The 20,063-nt window shown below is 52.7% G+C and carries 15 protein-coding genes; 10 read left to right on the top strand and 5 right to left on the bottom strand.

The window, feature by feature from the left end; genetic code table 11:
- Positions 1-14: 14 nt before the first annotated feature.
- Together AC0YN0_RS23060 and AC0YN0_RS23055 are read right to left on the bottom strand one after the other, a co-directional pair.
- On the bottom strand, positions 15-1,397 hold the full coding sequence (locus AC0YN0_RS23060; RefSeq protein WP_475823368.1) for an MBOAT family O-acyltransferase: 1,383 nt from the start codon (positions 1,395-1,397) through the stop codon (positions 15-17).
- A 5-nt stretch (positions 1,398-1,402) separates the two neighbouring features.
- Positions 1,403-1,948 (bottom strand): DUF4358 domain-containing protein, encoded by a 546-nt coding sequence (locus tag AC0YN0_RS23055; RefSeq protein ID WP_475823367.1) that lies wholly within the window; start codon positions 1,946-1,948, stop codon positions 1,403-1,405.
- Between the two features lie 538 nt (positions 1,949-2,486).
- On the opposite strand from AC0YN0_RS23055, the gene AC0YN0_RS23050 reads away from it, so the two are divergent.
- Genes AC0YN0_RS23050 through AC0YN0_RS23030 form a run of 5 tightly spaced genes read left to right on the top strand, consistent with a single transcriptional unit; the run spans position 2,487 to position 11,221 of the window.
- On the top strand, positions 2,487-2,882 hold the full coding sequence (locus AC0YN0_RS23050) for a GNAT family N-acetyltransferase (RefSeq protein ID WP_475823366.1): 396 nt from the start codon (positions 2,487-2,489) through the stop codon (positions 2,880-2,882).
- Positions 2,864-3,388, top strand: coding sequence for a phage tail protein (locus AC0YN0_RS23045; RefSeq protein ID WP_475823365.1), 525 nt, complete (start codon positions 2,864-2,866; stop codon positions 3,386-3,388). The genes AC0YN0_RS23050 and AC0YN0_RS23045 overlap by 19 nt, the downstream gene beginning before the upstream one ends.
- Positions 3,389-3,433: 45 nt before the next feature.
- Positions 3,434-3,955, top strand: a complete 522-nt coding sequence (locus tag AC0YN0_RS23040; RefSeq protein ID WP_475823364.1) for a phage tail protein — start codon at positions 3,434-3,436, stop codon at positions 3,953-3,955.
- A gap of 15 nt (positions 3,956-3,970) precedes the next feature.
- Complete coding sequence (locus tag AC0YN0_RS23035; protein ID WP_475823363.1) at positions 3,971-4,507, top strand: phage tail protein; 537 nt, start codon at positions 3,971-3,973, stop codon at positions 4,505-4,507.
- Positions 4,508-4,546: 39 nt separating this feature from the next.
- Complete coding sequence (locus AC0YN0_RS23030; RefSeq protein WP_475823362.1) at positions 4,547-11,221, top strand: S-layer homology domain-containing protein; 6,675 nt, start codon at positions 4,547-4,549, stop codon at positions 11,219-11,221.
- A 90-nt stretch (positions 11,222-11,311) separates the two neighbouring features.
- Here the strand turns inward: AC0YN0_RS23030 and AC0YN0_RS23025 are convergent, their stop codons facing one another.
- Positions 11,312-12,412, bottom strand: a complete 1,101-nt coding sequence (locus AC0YN0_RS23025) for a DUF3895 domain-containing protein (protein ID WP_475823361.1) — start codon at positions 12,410-12,412, stop codon at positions 11,312-11,314.
- 126 nt (positions 12,413-12,538) lie between these two features.
- Between AC0YN0_RS23025 and AC0YN0_RS23020 the strand changes: the two genes are divergently transcribed.
- The 5 genes from AC0YN0_RS23020 to AC0YN0_RS23000 all read left to right on the top strand — a co-directional run bounded on the left by AC0YN0_RS23020 (position 12,539) and on the right by AC0YN0_RS23000 (position 16,368).
- Entirely contained in the window at positions 12,539-13,192 is a 654-nt protein-coding gene (locus AC0YN0_RS23020) for a pentapeptide repeat-containing protein (RefSeq protein ID WP_475823360.1), read from the top strand.
- A 129-nt stretch (positions 13,193-13,321) separates the two neighbouring features.
- The gene (gene thrC / locus AC0YN0_RS23015) at positions 13,322-14,716 is read left to right on the top strand and encodes a threonine synthase (RefSeq protein WP_475823359.1); all 1,395 of its coding nucleotides are present in this window, start codon (positions 13,322-13,324) and stop codon (positions 14,714-14,716) included.
- Between the two features lie 413 nt (positions 14,717-15,129).
- The gene (locus tag AC0YN0_RS23010; RefSeq protein WP_475823358.1) at positions 15,130-15,609 is read left to right on the top strand and encodes a DUF2975 domain-containing protein; all 480 of its coding nucleotides are present in this window, start codon (positions 15,130-15,132) and stop codon (positions 15,607-15,609) included.
- A 44-nt stretch (positions 15,610-15,653) separates the two neighbouring features.
- The gene (locus tag AC0YN0_RS23005) at positions 15,654-16,136 is read left to right on the top strand and encodes a DUF2975 domain-containing protein (RefSeq protein ID WP_475823357.1); all 483 of its coding nucleotides are present in this window, start codon (positions 15,654-15,656) and stop codon (positions 16,134-16,136) included.
- A 10-nt stretch (positions 16,137-16,146) separates the two neighbouring features.
- Complete coding sequence (locus tag AC0YN0_RS23000; RefSeq protein ID WP_475823356.1) at positions 16,147-16,368, top strand: helix-turn-helix domain-containing protein; 222 nt, start codon at positions 16,147-16,149, stop codon at positions 16,366-16,368.
- Between the two features lie 35 nt (positions 16,369-16,403).
- On the opposite strand, the gene AC0YN0_RS22995 is transcribed toward AC0YN0_RS23000, so the two are convergent.
- Both AC0YN0_RS22995 and AC0YN0_RS22990 read right to left on the bottom strand, forming a co-directional pair.
- Positions 16,404-18,266 (bottom strand): ABC transporter ATP-binding protein, encoded by a 1,863-nt coding sequence (locus tag AC0YN0_RS22995; RefSeq protein WP_475823355.1) that lies wholly within the window; start codon positions 18,264-18,266, stop codon positions 16,404-16,406.
- Positions 18,263-20,035 (bottom strand): ABC transporter ATP-binding protein, encoded by a 1,773-nt coding sequence (locus AC0YN0_RS22990; protein WP_475823354.1) that lies wholly within the window; start codon positions 20,033-20,035, stop codon positions 18,263-18,265. Before AC0YN0_RS22990 ends, AC0YN0_RS22995 begins: the two co-directional genes overlap by 4 nt.
- Between the last annotated feature and the right edge of the window lie 28 nt (positions 20,036-20,063).

Raw genomic sequence — 20,063 nt, 5'->3', positions numbered from 1 at the left:
TGCTGTAACAACTCCTAGAAGCGGAAATATAAAAACGGATTAAACGTTGCATCGACCAAATAAGCGACGGACAAAAAGAACAAAATGCCGTGCCAGACGAGGCGAACGATACCGCCGCTGCTGCTTTCTCTTTTTCTTGCAGGCAGCGATGCTGCGACGAGCAGTATCAATAAGATCGCATTCGTGTACAACAAGTACAAGCTGTTGTTATCCAACAGCGGCTGCCCGCCCGCGCCGACCATCGCGGCGAAATAAGCACCCATTTCCCCCAAATCCTCGAAGGCGAAGAAGACCCAACCGATCAGAATCAATACAAGCGCGTACGTATGCCGAACCCAGGCAGGTACGCGTTGCAATAACCGCAGTCCGATCCATTTTTCGAAAATAAGCACGACCCCGAAATACAGACCCCACAGCAGGAAGTTCCAGCTTGCGCCATGCCAGATACCCGTCAGCAGCCATACGATCATAATGTTGCGAAGCTGCTTCCAAATGCCGTGGCGATTGCCGCCGAGCGGGATGTACACGTAATCGCGGAACCAGGTGCTGAGCGAGATATGCCAGCGCCGCCAAAAGTCGGTAATACTTGTCGCCGTATACGGCTTGTTAAAGTTCTCGTTGAAGCGGAAGCCGAACATAAGGCCGAGGCCGATCGCCATATCGGAATAACCGCTAAAGTCGAAGTAGATCTGGAACGCAAAGGCGATAATGCCGATCCAAGCGGTTAATGCGGGCAGCGAGCCTGGACTGCTGCTTGAGATGCCGTCCCAGAGCAGTCCGATATTGTTCGCCAGCAGCACCTTCTTGGCAAGACCGATGATGAACCGTTGAACGCCTTCGGCGAACATGTCCATCGTGACGGTACGATGCTTCAACTGCTCGGCGACCGTCTTGTAATGAACGATCGGGCCAGCGACCAGTTGCGGGAATAGAGCCACGAATGTGCCGAAGTCGAGCCAGTTGCGCTGCGCTTTCGCCGTGCCTCGGTAGATGTCGATGATATAGGACATCGATTGGAACGTATAGAACGAAATGCCGATCGGCAGCGGCAGGTCGGTCGGCGGAATGCTCGTACCCAGCAATGCGTTGACATTATGAATCAGAAAGTCGGCGTATTTGAAAAAGCCGAGCAGCGCCAGGTTGATAATGATCGAGAATACGACGATGCCTTTGCGCTTGCCTGCGCTCATATTCGACCTGCTTAGCAGCAGGCCGAAGCAGTAGTCGGTGACCGTCGACAGCAGCATGATCGCAATGTAGATCGGCTCGCCCCATGCGTAGAAGATAAGGCTTGTGGCGAACAGAACTAAATTTTTGATGCGCCATGGCGAGCTGAAGTAGAGCAGCAGTACCGCAGGCAGAAAGATAAATAGGAATAATAGGCTGCTAAATACCATAACGGTTATTTTTGAGCGAAGAAGGTTTCGTATTCAGCAGTTAGCTTATCTACATCCGCGCTATCGGCGATCACGAAGAAGATGTAGTTGCCTTTCGTGATCAGCTTATAGTTTTTGGCATTCTCGTATTGGTCTGGGAGGTAAGTCTCGAATTGCTTCTGTACGTTGCCGGCACGTTTCTTGATTGCTTCCTCTACCGTTGCGACATCCTTAGCATCCTTCACTTTAATAATCGCAATTTCGTTCGTTTTCACATTCATCATCGGCGTCATTATCGTGAATTGGTCAAGCAATGCAGCGTCGAGGTAATACAATTGCGTCAGCATGTCGCCTTGCAGCTCCATAAGTGCCGGTTGCTCGACCTTCGCCAGCAATGCATCCATCATTTCTTTCGTCGTTTGCGTCGGTTCAACGACTTTCTCTTCTTGCTGTGTGTTGTTGCCCGATCCACCATTCTCGCCGTTGTTATTGCCTCCGTTGCCGCCTGAGCAAGCAGTAAGCATAAGTCCTAATACGATCGTGAGCAGCAGTGCCATGTACATTTTTTTCATGTGTGTAATCTCCTTGTTGTCTGTTTTTTTTGAATTTCTTACCACATTGGAAAGTCTAAGTTCGCTGAAGCGTCAAAGCGAACCTAAACTTTCCTATTGACGAATAAACCAACCTTTAAACGCGGTCGCTCATCTTGGAAAGACCTCGATAGAGGTTTATCTCATAGCCTCAAACGAGCAAGGTTCGACAATTGTTGCAATGAAATTTTTGGTAAGGTATGCAATTATTTTGGCTTAGGGGTTGAGAAACGCTACCTGGCAAGGGTTTATTGCGATTTGAAACACAGACCGAATGGTATGAGCTATTCTTAAGCGAAGATTGAAAATTGTAAAACATTAGCAGGAAAATAGACATTTTTGGAGAATTTATACCAAGATTTTCTACGAAGATGTTGGGAGGGTGCGTCCAGTTCTAAATTATGCTCAAAGCTCTCTGCACATCAAAGAGGCTGCTCCGCAGGAAGAAGGTTTTCGATTTCAAGTGTACGCGAGTACGAGACTTGAGGAGTTCGCTGCTTTGAACTGGGAGACATCACAGTTGGAAACTTTTTTACGTATGCAGTTCGAAATGCAGCAACAGTCTTATAAGACGAATTATCCCGAGTCGAGTTATCAGATTATACTGGTTGACGATCAACCTGTAGGTCACATGCTGGTGGCGGAGCAGGTAGAACGGATGGTGTTGGTCGATATCGCGCTGCTGCCGGACTTTCGCGGTGGCGGAATCGGTACGGCATTCATCGAGAAGCTGCAGCGGGAAGCCGGAAGATCGGGCAAATCGATTGTCCTTCGTGTCGTGGCGACAAGTGCAGCTAGGCGACTGTATGAGAGATTAGGGTTTCGCGCGATAGGTGATAACGGCTTTCAGCTTGAAATGCAGTGGGAGCAGTCAAATTTTAACGAGGAGATGAAGGAATGGCTGAACCGTATTTAGGTGAGATTCGCATGTTTGCGGGTGCTTATGCTCCTGTAGGGTGGGCGCTTTGTGATGGCTCTCTAATAAGAATTTCTGACAATGAGGCTTTGTATACCCTTCTTGGCACGATATATGGCGGGGACGGTCAAACGACGTTTGCTTTGCCGGACTTGAGAGGCCGTGTTCCGATTCATAAGAGCAACACGACTCCTATTGGCCTCATAGGCGGAACTGAACAAGTCACGTTGACGCAGACTCAGCTTCCGTTACATACGCATGATGTCATCGGCTCTTCAACGACCGGCGAAGCTTCATCGCCGGCGAATGCGGTGTGGGCCGCCTCTCCGTTAAAAACGTATTCGGACGGCCTTGCCCAGCCTCCATTACCCCCTATCAATAAAGTACCGATGAGCGGCCGGGCGATTGGCGTTGCAGGCGGTAATTTGCCGCACGATAATATGATGCCGTCCTTAACGATTACTTATATTATTGCGCTGTACGGCATTTTTCCGCAACCGAACTAGCAGCTTTTTAATCAACTACTTTTCGTATGAAGGAGGAATTTAATAATGGGAGAACAATTTCTTGGCGAGATTCGCTTGTTTCCGATAGGGTTTGCTCCAAAAGGCTGGGCCTATTGCGAAGGGCAAACGTTATCGATCGCTAATAACTCCGCTTTGTATTCGTTGCTCGGAGTGACATATGGCGGAAATGGAACAACGACGTTCAATCTTCCCGATTTACGGGGGCGGGTACCGATAGGTATCAACCTTGATCCCGGTAAAGGTACGGTTTATTTGCAGGGTCAGTCGGCGGGAGAGGCGGCGCACACGCTGACTGTTAATGAAATGCCAGCCCATAATCATGGGGTGAGCGCCTCATCGAACGATAAGAATTTATTAAATGCGCCTACCAATAACGTATGGGCTGCAGTAACAAGCCCTTATACAACCGGGACGGGAGCACCCGTGGCCATGAATCGGGAGGCGCTTGCGATCTCGGGCGGCAGTCAGCCTCATAACAACATGCAGCCGTATTTGGCTATGTCTTTTTGTATTGCAACAACGGGAATTTACCCAAGTCGAAGCTAAAAGGGGCGATAAGAGATGGCAGATGCGTATGTAGGTGAAATTCGTTTGTTTGCAGGGAGTTTCGCTCCGGTAAACTGGGCGTTATGTAACGGAGCGATTATGAATGTATCTCAAAATACAACGCTTTATTCCATTATAGGCAATAGATATGGCGGAGACGGACAAAGAACTTTTGCTTTGCCTAATTTGAATGGTGCCGCTCCGATGGGACAAGGTACCGGTCCCGGATTAACTCCGCGCGATGTGGGGGAACCGGTAGGAACTGCCAACGTGACGTTGCTCAGCACGGAAATGCCTGCGCATATCCACGTACCGACGGCCGTTACCAATGTAGGCAATTCGGAAAGTCCCGCTAACAACTATTGGGGAGAGCTCGCTCCGTCAGGAAGGCCTCCTGCTGCGAGGCCGCTTTATGATGCAACGTATAATGTGACGATGTCTCCTTTGGCTATAGGCGTGACAGGCGGCTCGTTGCCGCATAACAACATGCAGCCGTATTTGGTTTTGAACTACATCATTTGTCTGCAAGGCGTTTTTCCGCAGCGGTCTTAATCGTCTATATAATGCAAGTTACAGGAGTGAGGACTAGATATGAAACCAATCGCTAGCACAATCCATGATAGCGATAACGTCGTTCCTACGGGCGGGCGGCTTATGGCTGCCGCGCGCGTTTTTTTGTCGCTGTTGTTGGCGTTATCGCTGATCTATCAAGTCGCTCCGCGGAGCGCGTATGCGGCTGTGGCAGACGGAACTTATGATTTTAGCGGGCTTTCCTGGACAAATAATAGCGGAGGGTCTGGCTTCAGAACGATTGGCAACGGCCTGTTCGTCGTTAGCAACGGCTTTGCGCAAGACACAATAAAGACAGGGGCCATATGGTCGGAAAACCAGCAGACGGCCAATGCAACGGGAACGTTGACGATTAAGGCAGAGGGCGGGGTCTTAAACAAAACATTCACCTTTCAAAACATCGGCATTAGTTCTTATGAACCCGCGGGTCAAAGCTTGGAGTCGATCTCTGTTATTTTGTATAACAGCAGCGGTGATGTTATAACGACAATATCAAGCGGAGCGGGGAGAAACATTGCTCTGACCGATAGTTCCGTACAGCTTGGATCTCTGCTGAATAGCGGCTCAGCATACAATGTTGCGGACGTTGCGTCTTTAACGCTTTCCTGGCATTTCAACAATAATTTGGCACCTTCCAATATGAATATCGAGAATATCACGATTGCTAATGTGGAGGCTGCTACACCGGCGTGGACGGCTGCAGCTTCCGCGGCGTCGGCAACGCCTACGGTTGGCGCGAACGACGCGATTACGTTGACGGTGAAAGACTCGCTCGGCAATACGGATACGACTTTTACCGGAGCGCGAAACGTGACGGTATCGGGTTATTCGGCGGCGCCGAACGGCTCGTACGGCAGCTTCAACGGCACGGCGCTAACAGCTTCGCCGAATACGGTTAGCGTAAGCTTTGCGAACGGTGTTGCGACGTCGAACTTGCAACTGAACAAAGCGTCGGCACAGACGGTAGCCTTTAGTATAGCGGGCGTGAATACGCCTGCGACGAATACGCTGAGCATAACGCCAGTGGCAGGAAGTGCGGCTTCGATGGCCGTGACGACGAACGTCGCCGCGCCAGCCAGCAATGGCGGTTCGTTCGCGCAGCAGCCGGCAATTACGCTTCGAGATACGTTCGGCAACACGAGCGTGGGCGATAACTCGACCACGGTGACGGTATCGAAGTCCGATGCAGGCTCGTGGACGCTGACAGGTACGGCGACGCGGACGGCGGCTTCCGGCGTCGTGACGTTCAGCGGTCTAGGCGCTACGAATGCGGCGGCGGTAATCGGTGCGCAGCTCGCCTTTAATGCGGGCGGGCTAACGCAAGTGCTGAGTTCGGCAGTGAACCTGCCTGCTCCGACAGGGGCGTGGACGGCTACTTCTTCGGCAGCGACGAGTACCCCTGCAGTTGGCGCGAACGACGCGATAACGCTGACGGTCAAAAACTCGGTCGGCAACACGGATACGACTTTTACCGGAACGCATAACGTGACGGTATCCGGTTATTCGGCGGCGCCGAACGGCACGTACGGCAGCTTCAACGGCACGGCTCTTACAGCTTCGCCGAATACGGTCAGCGTAAGCTTCGCGAACGGCGTTGCGACGCCGAACTTGCAATTGAACAAAGCGTCGACGCAGACGATCGGCTTCAGCATAGCGGGCGTGAGTACGCCTGCGACGAATACCGTGAGCCTAACGCCTGCGGCGGGAAGTGCGACTTCGATGGAAGTGACGACGAACGTCACCGCGCCGCCTAGCAATGGCGGTTCGTTCGCGCAGCAGCCGGTCATTACGCTTCGCGATGCGTTCGGCAACACGAGCGTAGGCGACAGTACGACTGTTGTAACGGCATCGAAGTCCGATGGAGGCGCGTGGACGTTGACGGGAACGGCGACGCGCACGGCGGCCAACGGCGTTGTGACGTTCAGCAGCCTTGGTGCTGCGAACGCGGCGGCGGTAACAGGTGCGCAGCTCGCCTTTAATGCGGGCGGGCTGACGCAAGTGCTTAGCGGCACGATGAACTTGCCTGCCCCGGCGGGGGCGTGGACGGCTAGTGCCGCAGCCGCTATATCAACTCCGAATGTCGGTGCTGATGATGCCATCACGTTGACGGTGAAAGATGCGCTGGGCAACACGGATACGAGCTTTACGGGTGCGCATAACGTGACGGTGTCGGGTTACACGGCAGCGCCGAATGGGACATACGGCAGCTTTAACGGCACGGCACTCACGGCATCGCCGAATACGATTAGCGTTACTTTTACGAACGGCGCAGCAACGGTTAACTTGCGATTGAACCATTCGTCGTCGCAGTCGATGGGGTTTAGCATAGCTGGTGTGAATACGCCTGCGACAAATACGGTAAGCATAACGCCCGCAGCGGGAAGCGCGGCTTCGATGGCAGTGACGACGAACGTCACCGCGCCGTCCAGCAATGGCGGTACATTCGCACAGCAACCGGTCATTACGCTTCGCGATGCGTTCGGCAACACGAGCGTAAGCGACAGCACGACTGCTGTAACGGCATCGAAGTTTGATGGAGGCACGTGGACGCTGATAGGAACGCTGACGCGCACAGCGACTTCCGGCGTTGTAACGTTCAGCGATCTTGGCGCTACGAACGTGGCGGCGGTAACCGGTGCGCAGCTCGTCTTTAATGCGGTTGGTCTTACGCAAGTGTCGAGCGGGACGGTGAACTTGCCTGCTCCGGCGGGAGCTTGGACGGCTCGTGCAGCAGCCGCTACATTAACACCCGTTGTCGGCGCTGACGACGCGATAACGCTTACGGTCAAAAACTCGCTCGGCAACACGGATACGAGCTTTGCTGGAGCGCATAATGTGACCGTGTCCGGCTATACGGCAGCACCTGATGGTTCATACGGCAGCTTCAACGGTACGGCGCTGACAGCTTCTCCGAACACGATAAGCGTTACGTTTACGAACGGCGCAGCAACGGTGAACTTGCGATTGAACAAAGCGGCGTCGCAGACGATTGGCTTCAGCGTAGAGGGATTAAATACGGCTGCGGCTAACACGCTGACTATTGTGCCGGCAATCGGGATAACTTCGATGGGGTTGACGACGGGGGTTGCTGCACCCTCCAGCAATGGCGGTTCGTTCGCGCAGCAGCCGGTCATTACGCTTCGCGATACATTCGGCAATATTGATGTGAACGACAATACCACTTCTGTAACGGTATCGAAAGTTGATGCCAATACGTGGACGTTAACGGGAACCCAAACAGTGTCAGCGGTTGCTGGTGTAGTGGCGTTTAGCGACCTTGGCGCTACGAACGTGGCGGCGGTGACAGGCGCGCAGCTTGCGTTTGATGCGAGCGGGCTTACGCAGGTGCTGAGCGGCATGGTGAACTTGCCTGCTCCGGCAGGGGCATGGACGGCTAGTGCAGCAGCCGCTACATTAACACCCGTTGTCGGCGCTGACGACGCGCTAACGCTGACGGTCAAAAACTCGCTCGGCAACACGGATACGAGCTTTGCTGGAGCGCATAATGTGACCGTGTCCGGCTATACGGCAGCACCTGATGGTTCATACGGCAGCTTCAACGGTACGGCGCTGACAGCTTCTCCGAACACGATAAGCGTTACGTTTACGAACGGCGCAGCAACGGTGAACTTGCGATTGAACAAAGCGGCGTCGCAGACGATTGGCTTCAGCGTAGCGGGCGTAAATACGCCTGCTACGAATACGCTGACGATTGAGCCGGCAGCTGGCGACTCAGCTTCGATGGCAGTGACGACGAACGTCAACGCACCGTCCAGCAATGGCGGCTCGTTCGCTCAGCAGCCGGTCATTACGCTTCGCGATGCGTTCGGCAATACGAGCGTAGGCGACAGCACGACTGTTGTATCGGCAGTGAAAGCTGATGGAGGCACATGGACGCTGACAGGGACGCTGTCTCGTACAGCGGTTTCCGGTGTTGTGACGTTCACAGACCTTGGCGCTACGAACGTGGCGGCGGTAACGAATGCGCAGCTTGCGTTCGATGCGGATGGGCTGACGCAAGTGCTGAGCGGCACGGTGAACTTGCCTGCTCCGGCTGGGGCATGGACGGCAAGTGCCGCCGCCGCTACATTAACACCGAATGTCGGTGATGATGATGTGATAACGTTAACGGTGAAAGATGAGCTCGGCAACACGGATACGAGCTTTACCGGAGTACACAGCGTAATTGTATCCGGCTACTTGGCAGCACCAGACGGTACGTACGGCAGCTTTAACGGTACGGCACTTATGGCATCTCCGAATACGATAAGCGTGAACTTTACGAACGGTGTTGCAACAGTAAGCTTGCAATTGAACAAAGCGGCGTCGCAGACGATCGGTTTTAGCGTGGCAGGCGTAAATACGCCTGCGGCGAATACGCTTACTATTGTGCCAGCAATTGGGATAACTTCGATGGTGCTGACGACGGGTGTTGCTGCACCATCCAGCAATGGCGGGATGTTCGCGCAGCAGCCGGTCATTACGCTTCGCGATGCATTCGGCAATGTTGACGTGAACGACAATACCACTTCGGTAACGGTATCGAAGGCTGATGCCAATACGTGGACGTTAACGGGAACAAAAACCGAAATAGCGGTCGCTGGGATCGTGACGTTCAGCGGGCTTGGCGCCGCGAACGCGGCGACAGTAACAGGCTCGCAGCTCGCTTTCGATGCGAGCGGTCTGACACAGGTGCTGAGCGGCACGGTGAACTTGCCTGCTCCGGCGGGGGCGTGGACGGCAAGCGCAGCAGCAGCAACATTAACACCGAATGTCGGCGTTGATGATGCCATTACGTTGACGGTGAAGGATGAGCTCGGCAACACGGATACGTTCTTTACAGGAGCACACAATGTGACGGTGTCCGGCTATACGGCAGCGCCAGACGGTACGTACGGCAGCTTTAACGGTACGGCGATGACGGCATCGCCGAATGCGATAAGCGTTACTTTTACGAACGGCGTTGCCACGGTGAACTTGCAATTGAACAACGCGGCGTCGCAGACGATCGGCTTCAGCGTGGCGGGCGTGAACACTTCCGCGACGAATACGCTGACTGTGACGCCTGCTGCTGGAAGCGCAGTCTCGATGATGCTGACGACGAACATTGTCGCGCCTTCGACTAATGGCGGCAAGTTCGCGCAGCAGCCGGTCGTGAAGCTGTTCGATGCCTATGGCAATATTAGTGTAAACGACCACAGCACGAGCGTGACGGCGTCGAAGAAAGACGGCGGCAGTTGGACGCTATCAGGAACGGCAACGAAAACGGCCAGCGCAGGTATCGTTGCGTTTACGAATCTGGCGGCAGCTAATGCGGCTGCAGTGAACGGGGCGCAGCTCGCCTTTAATGCGAGCGGACTGACAGAGATCGTCAGCTCCGCCGTGAACTTGCCGACACGCAGACATTCAGGAGGTTCATCCGGAGAAGGGACTTCTGAACCCGATACAGGAGCGGAAGTGTTGGTCAACGGCAAGCCGGTAGCCGCCGGTAAGATTACAACAACGACTGTGAATGGGAAGATCGTAACGACCCTGGTTGTCGATCAGTCAGCGCTTGACGGCAGACTGGAAGCGGAAGGGCCACGTGCAGTTATTACGATTATGATTAGTTCACAATCCGATGTTATTATCGCAGAACTTAACGGTCAGATGATCAAAAAAATAGAACAGAAGCAAGGCATTTTAAAAATTGTCTCCAAGCGTGCCGGCTATGAAATCGATTCTAAACAAATCAACATGAATGCGATTGCCGACCAACTCGGAGGGAAGAACACGCTCCAAGACATAAAAATCCAAATTGAAATTGCCACACCGAAAGATGACGTTGTGAAAGTGGTGGAAAGCTCGGCTATTGAACGAAAGTATGTCATTGTCGTGCCGCCACTTGAGTTCGTTGTGCGTGCCATTTACGGCAACCAAACCGTGGAAATCTCCAAGTTCAGCGGCTATGTGAAGCGTACCATTGCAATTCCGGAAGGCGTCGATCCGAAGAAAATTACGACCGGTATCGTCATTGACCCGGATGGCAAAGTTCGTCATGTGCCGACCAAAATTGTTTTCATGGACGGCATGTACTATGCCGTAATCAAGAGCATGACGAACAGTGTTTATTCCATCGTCTGGCATCCGGTGGAATTCCCGGACGTCTCCGCGCATTGGGCCCAAGCAGCGATCAACGATATGGGCTCGCGTATGATCGTAGAGGGAACAAGCAACGGCCTGTTTAATCCTGATCAAGATGTTACACGTGCTGGGTTTGTCGCTATTCTCGTTCGCGGATTGGGGTTAAAGCTGGAGGACGGGAACCATTCGTTCTCGGATGTCCACGCTTCGGATTGGTATAGTTCTGCCGTACAAACCGCGGTTTCGTACGGTCTGATCAGCGGATATAGCGATGGTCGATTCCATCCGATGGACAACATTACACGGGAGCAAGCGATGACGATTATTGCGAAAGCGATGACGCTCAGCGGACTGAAGGAGAAGCTTAAACCTGTCGATGCGACCGATCTTTTAAGTGCATTTACAGATGCGGCTAACGTGGCCAAATGGGCACAAGAGAGCATTTCCGATTGCTTGCAAGCAGGAATTGTGTCTGGGCGTACAGGGAATAAGCTTGCTCCGCAGGGGACTTTGACACGAGCAGAGGCTGCTATAATGGTTCAAAAGCTTTTGCAAAAGTCCGAGCTGATTTAATTCTCACAGGCTCGAAAAGAATAACAGCAAAGCCCGCCTAATTGTAGGCGGGCTTTGCTGTTATTCTCTTTCCAACCTGCCACAGACCAGCTACGCGGAGCTATATGTCCGGTCCTCCGAGCTGAAGTCAACGAGCTTGCAACGGCCTTCGAAGGTCAGCTTGTCCAAATAAGCGGCAACCGCAATGTAGATATCCGGCTTGCCGGAAGACATTCGCTTATCGCTTACCAGCTTCTGCTCAATCAGAAATTCGGATACGGAACGAGCGCTTATTCGGCCCCGATGGAGCGCGTCGTCGATGATGCGCTGCGAGGAAGCGCCTAAGCGGAAGAGGTTGGCGTTAGACGGTTCTGTTACAGGAACGTAGCCGGGTGCAGCAGCAGGCGTAGCCGCTGACGATGCCGCCGGTGCGGGTTCCTCCTCGAACAGGTCGAACAAGAACATGCCCTGGCCTTCTTCATCTGCCAAATAGCTTGGCTCTTCAGGCCCTGGATCAGGCAAAGGAGCAGGCTCTTCCATAGCAGCGGATGTGTCGTAGTCAATGCCGGACGGTTGTTTGTACGCGGCGCTTGTTTCTCGCGGCAACGAAGCAATTCGTTCCAGCCTGTCCTGCTTCTCAAGTCCGCGCAGCTTGGCGCGCAGCCGAATCAGCTGTCTTCCTAGCAGCGGCAGCTTCACCCGCATATGCGCCTCAATGTCCGGCGGCACGATGAGCTCTTCCGGGAAGGGCAAATAGACCTGATGCTCGATTCGCCAGCCGTCCCGATATTTGCCGAGCACCTCGTTCATCTCGCCGTCGAGCACGTCGAACCCTTTTAGAATCGCGCTTACCGCCTTGGCATCAATGCCCGTATGGAGCTGCAGATGCTCGATGCCGAAGTAACGGATTGTATTCGTCGGCACGTGGAGCACTTTGTGCTGATAACGCAGCGATCTGCCGCATTCACATTTGGTCTCGGGCGATACTTCGCCGCTGTCGGTGAAACCTTGGTAGTCCCATTCTTCTATAAAAGCCTGAATTTCTTCGAATTCGGCATCTTCGGGAATGAACTGGCATTTCACACGGGCTAATTGCCTGGCGAACAATGTCCTTCTGCCCCTCACGAGCTCGTGGTGGATGAATTGCCGCTGCTCCTCGGTTAGCTGGGCCATAATGACATCGCGCTGCTCAATCGTTAGTTCATAGCTCATCGTCTCGTAGCCCCCCTTCCTCGTAAAATGATTTTCGGATATGTGCTTAGTCTCTCCATCCATTATATAATAAGGGTCGGCACAGCAATCAAGAGGGTTGCCGCTGTGAAAGGAGATGGATAAGAGATGTCAGGGTCAAAAGTGAAGGTAGAGGCGCCGAAATTGCCTGCAGCGCTGGAGTCTAGAACGATCGAAGCTTATGAGCTATGCGATGAATATGCGATCAGCGATTGCGTCGTTCGCGATTGCGAAGTGGAGAATCAGACCGGCTATCGGATCTGTTTGGATCGTATCTTATTTCAAAATGTCGCGTTCCGAGGAACGAGTCTGCCGAAGTCGGAATGGACGGACGTCCGATTCGATAATTGCGACTTGTCGAACATCGATTTGAACGGGGCTATTATGCATAGAGTGACTTTTAATGAATGCAAGCTGCTCGGTATGGATTTGACCGAAGCGACGCTGCGCAACGTCTTGTTCGATGAGTGTTACGGGGATTACGCGGTGCTGCGGTTCTCGAATACGAAGCAGGTGAAGTTTGAGAAGTGCTCGCTTGCCAAAGCGGACTTGTCCAATATGACGCATGCTCAAACTTCACTTCACGAATGCAATATTGATGGTGTGCAATTCGCGCAAACGAAACTTCGCGGCGTTGATCTCAGCAACTGCGATTTTGCAAGCTTGAGCGTGAATATAGAAGATTTGCAAGGCTGTATGATTTCGCCGCTTCAAGCGTCGTCGTTCGCGACCATGTTCGGTTTAGTTGTGAATGAGGACTAGAAAGCTTACAATACAAAGAAAAAGACGGGGATATTTACGAATATGCTTGAGGTGAAGGGCCTGTCTTACATATAATGATTAAAGCTAATAAAGTTGACGTTGCACTATGATGTAGGAGGACATAGACAGATGGAATATGTAAGCACGAGGGGCAAGATTGGGAAAATCGGCTTTTTGGACGCGTTCCTGATGGGACTTGCCGATGACGGAGGTTTGCTTGTACCTAGCGAGATCCCGGTTGTTCCCGCAAGCACGCTTGAAAAATGGGAGAAGCTTAGCTACCAAGAGCTGGTACTTGCTATTTTCTCTTATTACACGAATGGAGAAATTCCAGAGCAGGACTTGAAGGAAATGGTGTACGCCAGCTACGCGACGTTCCGCGATCCGGAAGTGACGCCGGTGCGCAAGCTGTCGGACGAGCTGTACTTGCTGGAACTGTTCCACGGTCCGACATTCGCGTTCAAGGATATTGCATTGCAATTCATGGGGCAGCTGTACACGTACGTGTCCCGCAAGCAGGGCAAAAAGATTCACATTCTGGGCGCGACATCCGGCGACACGGGGGCATCGGCGATCGAGGGCGTGAAAGGCAAAGAAGGCATCAAAATTTGTATCCTTCACCCGCATGGCAAAGTAAGCAAGGTGCAAGAGCTGCAAATGACGACGGTATTGGACAGCAACGTGCTGAACTTGTCGGTTGAAGGCAACTTCGACGATTGCCAAGGCATGATCAAGGAGCTGTTCGCCGATCTGGACTTCAAAGCGAACAACCATTTGGCGGCGATCAACTCGATCAATTTCATTCGGATCATGGCGCAGATTGTTTACTACTTCTACGCTTACTTCCAAGTGAAGAAGGAGACGGGTGCAGCTGTTGTGAACTTCAGCGTGCCAACAGGCAACTTTGGCGATATTTTCGCAGGTTACGTGGCGAAGCGGATGGGCCTGCCGGTAGGCAAGCTGATCTTGGCGACGAACGAAAACAATATTTTGGAGCGTTTCGTGCTGGAGGGCGTGTACAAGCCGGGCGACTTCCGTATGACCTACAGCCCGTCGATGGACATTCAAGTAGCAAGCAACTTTGAGCGTTACTTGTATTATGTGCTGGGCGAAGACTCGGCGAAGATCGGCGAGCTGATGAACCAGTTCAAGTCGGAAGGGCAAATCGTCATTTCCGGAGATGCGCTTGCCAAGGTGCAATCGGAATTCGGCGCGCATGGCGTGCAAGGACAGGAATGCCTCGACACGATATCGGCGTACAAAGCGGATACGGGCTACCTGCTTGATCCGCACTCCGCATGCGGCGTTGCAGCAGCTAACAAATACAGCGGCGACGGCGTAGTGACGATATCGCTGGCGACTGCGCATCCGGCGAAGTTCGACGAGGCGATCCGCCTCTGCGGCATCGAGCAGCAATATCCGGAGCAAATCTCGGCATTGTTCGAGAAGGAGCAGCGTCAGACTCGGGTCGACGGCTCGCTGCCGGACATTGTAAGCGAACTGGTTAAATTCTATAACGCATAGGTAGGCTGTCCCAAAGGCAAGTTAGAGAATGGATTTCATCCAACCAAACAGGCCAAAGAACGCGAAATCAACAGTTTGATTGGATTTCGTACAGGCTAATGATGGCGTTTTGGAGGAAATGAGTAATTTGGGTTGATTAGATTGGAGAATTTCCAGTCAAAAGTCAATGATTCGTCGAAAGGAGCTGTTTGGCTGGACAAATTCCACTCAAACAGCGAGTTTGGTTTATCAGGGCATAAATATGAAAGCCGCTACGTGGGGAGGAATCCTTGCGTAGCGGTTTTTTTGCGCTGCTCTTTTTTGCGTTACCAATCAAAACAATAATTAAGTATCTAATAACAATCTAAATTTATTGCAAAACGATAAATCTTATGTTAAATTCAATATCGAGATATCGAAAGGAGGTGTGTTTGATGAAACGAGGTTCTACCTTGTTCCTGAAGGGGGTTGTCGTGCTACTTGGCCTTGGGGCACTTGCAGTGTGCATCTTCTTTTTGCCGTGGATTGCGAGCGGAGATGCGGAAGCCCATCCGGAGGACAGTTATTTGCAATATCCGTTTTTGGTGTGTTCGTATTTATTGTCTATCCCGTTTTTTGCAGCATTGGTTCAGACGTTGCAGCTTTTAAGCTGCATTGATCGGGGGTATGCCTTCTCAGAATCATCGATTAGAGCTTTGAGGACGATCAAGCATTGCGGCTTTACGATAAGTGTCTTTATAACGCTCGGCGTGTTGTTCGTCGTTATATTCATAGACGATGACATTACGCACATCATTTCGCTGGGAGCGCTGTCCATTTTTACTTCAAGCGTCATCGCGTCCTTTGCTGCGCTTCTGCAGAAGGTTTTGCGAGATGTCATAAGGATCAAAATAGAAAATGACCTAACGGTCTGAAGTGAATTGAAATTTAAAATTTACAATAAGCGAGGGGCTTTTTTATGGAACGGGGAACGACACTCTTTTTGAAGGCGGCTGTTATCGTTATTGGTCTGCCAATACTTGCTTTATGCATATTTGCAGTGCCGGAGTTTGCGAACTATTTAGTAGAGATGTATCCGGAGCATTCTTATTTAAAATATCTTATTTATGTCGTTTTTTATGGAGCGGCGATCCCATTTTACATTGCGCTGTATCAATCATTTAAGCTGTTAAACTATATCGATAAGAACAATGCTTTCTCGGAACTGTCCGTACGCGTATTAAAAAATATCAAATACTGTGCGATCATCATCAGCTGCATTTTCGTGTTAGGCATGCCGCTCTTCTATCTGTTTGCGGAGAAGGACGATGCTCCTGGCGTCATCTTAGTCGGAATGGTCTTGGTCTTCGCCTCGATGGTGATTGCCGTATTTGCCGCTGTCCTCGAAAGGCTCTTGAAACAGGCTATCGATATTAAATCAGAAAACGACCTGACGGTCTGAGGTGAATAACATGGCGATTATTATTAATATAGACGTGATGCTGGCTAAGCGTAAAATGAGCGTGACGGAGCTTTCGGAGCGGGTTGGAATTACGATGGCGAACCTTTCTATATTGAAAAACGGAAAGGCAAAAGCGATTCGAATCTCCACTTTAGAGGCGATTTGCAAAGCTTTGGATTGTCAGCCGGGGGATGTTTTAGAATACAGAAGCGACGAAGACAGTACGATTTGATTTCAACTATAAATAAAAAATGAAACAGCCTGTTCTCAGCGAGAATGGGCTGCTTCTTCTTGTTCTTGTTCTTGCTCTTGTTCTTGATTCCATAACAGGCGCATCTCCTGCGAGTGTGCGAGCAGTTCGGACAAAGTCCCTTCCGCCTCGACGAGGCCGTCTTTAAGGACGATAATGTGGTCGGCGCGCTGAAGTGCGGCTCTTCGGTGGGAGACGATGAGGCAGGCCGCATGCGGCGTATGGGCAACGCGCTCCCATAACAGCTGTTCGGTCGCTACATCGAGCGCGCTCGACAGGTCGTCGAAGACGAGCAGCTCCGGTTCGCGTACGAACATGCGGGCCGCTGCCGTGCGCTGCGCTTGACCGCCGGACAGCTTCACGCCTCGTTGGCCGATCATAGTGTCCAGTCCGTGCTCCAAGCTTGGAATATCCTGATCGAGCACGGCCGTATGGATCGCGCGCTCGCGTTTATCTTCGTTCGCGGCGGTCAATCCAAGTAATATATTCGTGAGCAGCGTCTCACTGAAGAGATTCGGAACCTGCGACGTATAGGCGCTTCGCGGCGGAACGAAGAAGGAAGCGGGATCCGTGATGATATGCCCGTTCCAGCGAATGTCGCCAGCATCAAGCGGCAGTAGTCCGAGTATGGAGCGGAGCAGCGTTGTTTTGCCGGAGCCGATGCGTCCAGTAATAACGGTAATGCCGCCTCGACGCAGCTCCAAGCTAATGTCGTCGATGCCTCTGCCGGAATCGGGATAGCGGTAGCTAACATGGCTTACCGTTAAGGACTGGAATGGAGCATCTCCGTCTATTTGGCCATTAGCAATGTCGATTGGCACGGCGGGCTCTTCCGACCACTCCCCCCTTAAGTGCAGGGGACGATGCTCCGTTAGTGAGTCGGATGGAGCGCCTTGCAGCAATGCGTACATCCGTTTGAATGATACGCCTGTCTGCTGCAGGTGCGACAGGAAGTTGCCGAAGAACGACGTGAAGTCCGTTACGAACGCCAAGTAATAGATGAATAAGGCGAAGTCGCCGACCGTCAGCTCGGAGCGCTGAAGCGATGCTGCTCCAAGCAGCAGGATGAGTCCTGTTCCAACATTGACGATGTTGGAGAAGACGGAAGCGAGCAAGGAGCTGAACAGCCGGTCTTTCAATGCGGCTTGCCTGCGCTTCAGGTTCAGGTCGCGGAATCGTTCGATGAATCGCTCTTCTGCTCCCGCGAGCTGAATCGCCTGTACGGAGCCGAACATTTCGCCGACATGTCCCGATACCCTGCTCGTTGCCTCGCGGCTTTCGGCGCGGTAAGCTTGCACCCGTTTCGTTGCAATCTGAGTGACCGACACGATAAGAATGATCGGAAGGAAGACATAGCAGGTAATCATGGCATCGACTCGGAGCAGAAGCACGATAGCGGCTGCTGCAAAGACGATTTTGCCGATGAGATCAAGCGTCCAGCTAATGGCATCCTCGGCTTGCCCAGCGTCGTCGCGGAACTGGGAGAGCGCCTCGCCCGGCGAACCGGGAATCGCCGCTGCGGCCGGCTGCTTCAGTATCTGGCGCAGCATATTCGTGCGGAGCAGTGCCCCCATATGGAAGCGATGGAGCGAATCGGTCCAAGCGCCGCCGTATATATTGACGATCCGGGCGACGGATATGGCCATCAATAGCGCTGCCAAGCCGTAGGCGCTCAAGGCCCATGTAGACTGGCCGGTCAGTTTATCGAAAAACTGTTGTATAATTAACCCCGGAAATAGCGGGAATAAGTGAACGCCAACCCATAAAACCGCGTTTGCCGTATAGAGAACCGGGCGATAGCGAATGAGCCTCCACATCGATTGCAGCGTCGAAGGCAGGATTTCGTTGCCGTTCTTTTTCATATTTCTATTCATGTTCATGCAAGCACCTCCTCGGTCCCCGTTCTTAATAGTTGATAGAGGCGCGAGCCGCTGTCTGCTGCGAGCTCGGTACGTGATCCGGCTTCAACAACCGTTCCTGCATCCAAGATGAGGATGTCGTCAGCGCGCTTGATCGTTGCGAGCCGGTGGGCGATAATGATGGCCGTTCGTCCCGCAAGCAGCTTATCGATGGCTCTCTCCATATGCGATTCCGTCGCGGGATCAAGCCTGGATGAAGCTTCATCCAAAATGACGAGGCTTGGATCGGCTAGAAATGCGCGGGCGAATGCAAGCAGCTGCGCTTCTCCGGCCGAGAGGCCGCTGCCTCCCGAAGCGAGCGTCGTGTCGAGCCCGTTCTCAAGCGATGCCAGCCATGAAGCTAAGCCTAGATCGGTCAACACCCGTGTGAGGCGAGCATCCGGGATGGAAGAATCATATAAAGTTAGATTGTCGCGGACAGTCGCTTGGAATAACTGAATGTTTTGCGATACCATGGCAATCTTGCCGCGGAGCTGAGACATGGCTACCTCTCTGACGTCCTCGCCGCCGATGCGCACAGTGCCTTCCGTTGCGTCGTAGAATCGTACAAGCAGGCGGGCAAGCGTGCTTTTGCCGCTTCCCGTTCTCCCTAACAAGCCGAGCACTCGGCCTGGAGCAAGCTCGAAGCTGACATTGCGCAGCACAGATGCAGCGCTAGTCTCGCTGCTGTATTCACCAGCGTAGTTGAAGCTGACGTCCTCGAACTTAATGGCCAGCGCGCCGTCTGCCAACTGCGATGGCGAGTGCTTTTCCACGAGTGCAGACTTCGTCGCGAACAACTGGCTGACCCTAACAATGCTGGCGTCCGCACGCTGCAGATCCTGAATTTGCGTCCGGATTTGCTCCAGCGGATGGTTTAATAGCTCCGTATAGGTGAACACCAAATAAATGGTTCCGAGCGTCATGGCATCGGTAGCCCACAAATAACCGCAGTAAATAAGGGCAAGGGAACGGCTAAGCGCGAATACGAAAATGGTCGATACCCACATCGTGTAACCGCCGAAGCTTGCTTTCATATGGATGGGAAGCAGCTTGCGCAAAATGCCGTGAAAGCGGCGCATGACGAAAGAGCTTGCGCCGTTCGCGCGGGTGTCCTCGGTGCCTGCCATATGCTCGCCAAGGAAACCGTACATTTCGGCATAGGCCTCGCTCGACTTGACCCAAGCGGACGAGAATGAAGAACGGATGCGCTGCAGCACGATAACGGCGGCTATGACGAAGAGCGTCATGCCTAGCCCAAGTATCCAATCTTCCAGGAACATCATGACTAGCACGCCTGATATGAGCAGTACATTGGCAGACAAAGAAAATACGAAGCTGGAGAAAAAGTTGGACAGCTCGTTCACGTCGCCGTCAATCCGCTGAATCATTTCGCCGCTCGTTCGTTCCTTATGGAACGACTGGTCGAGATGAAGGCAATGCTTGGCAAGATCGCCCCGCAGCGCGTTCGTCGCCGTCCAGCCGACCTGTTCGCCCACGTATCCGGAGCAGACAGTAACGAGCTGATAGAGAAGAGCGAGCACGATGAACAGGACCGCGCCGCCGATGAGGCTGCCGAGCGAGACGCCCGGCTTCGTCGCGTCGTCGATGAATTGGCGCATAATTTGGGGATTCCAGAGCTGCAGCCCGATTCCGGCTATAAGCAATAGCGCGAGTGCTGCCAGCTTACCGCGTTCATGCCGCAAGTAGGAGCTGAGCAAGCGCCAATATTGTTTGATAGGTATGTTCAACGTGATTTCCTCCAAAGAAGACAAATTC

The sequence above is a fragment of the Paenibacillus sp. J22P218 genome (assembly GCF_056269195.1).
This window is presented reverse-complemented; position numbering and strand designations above follow the sequence as displayed.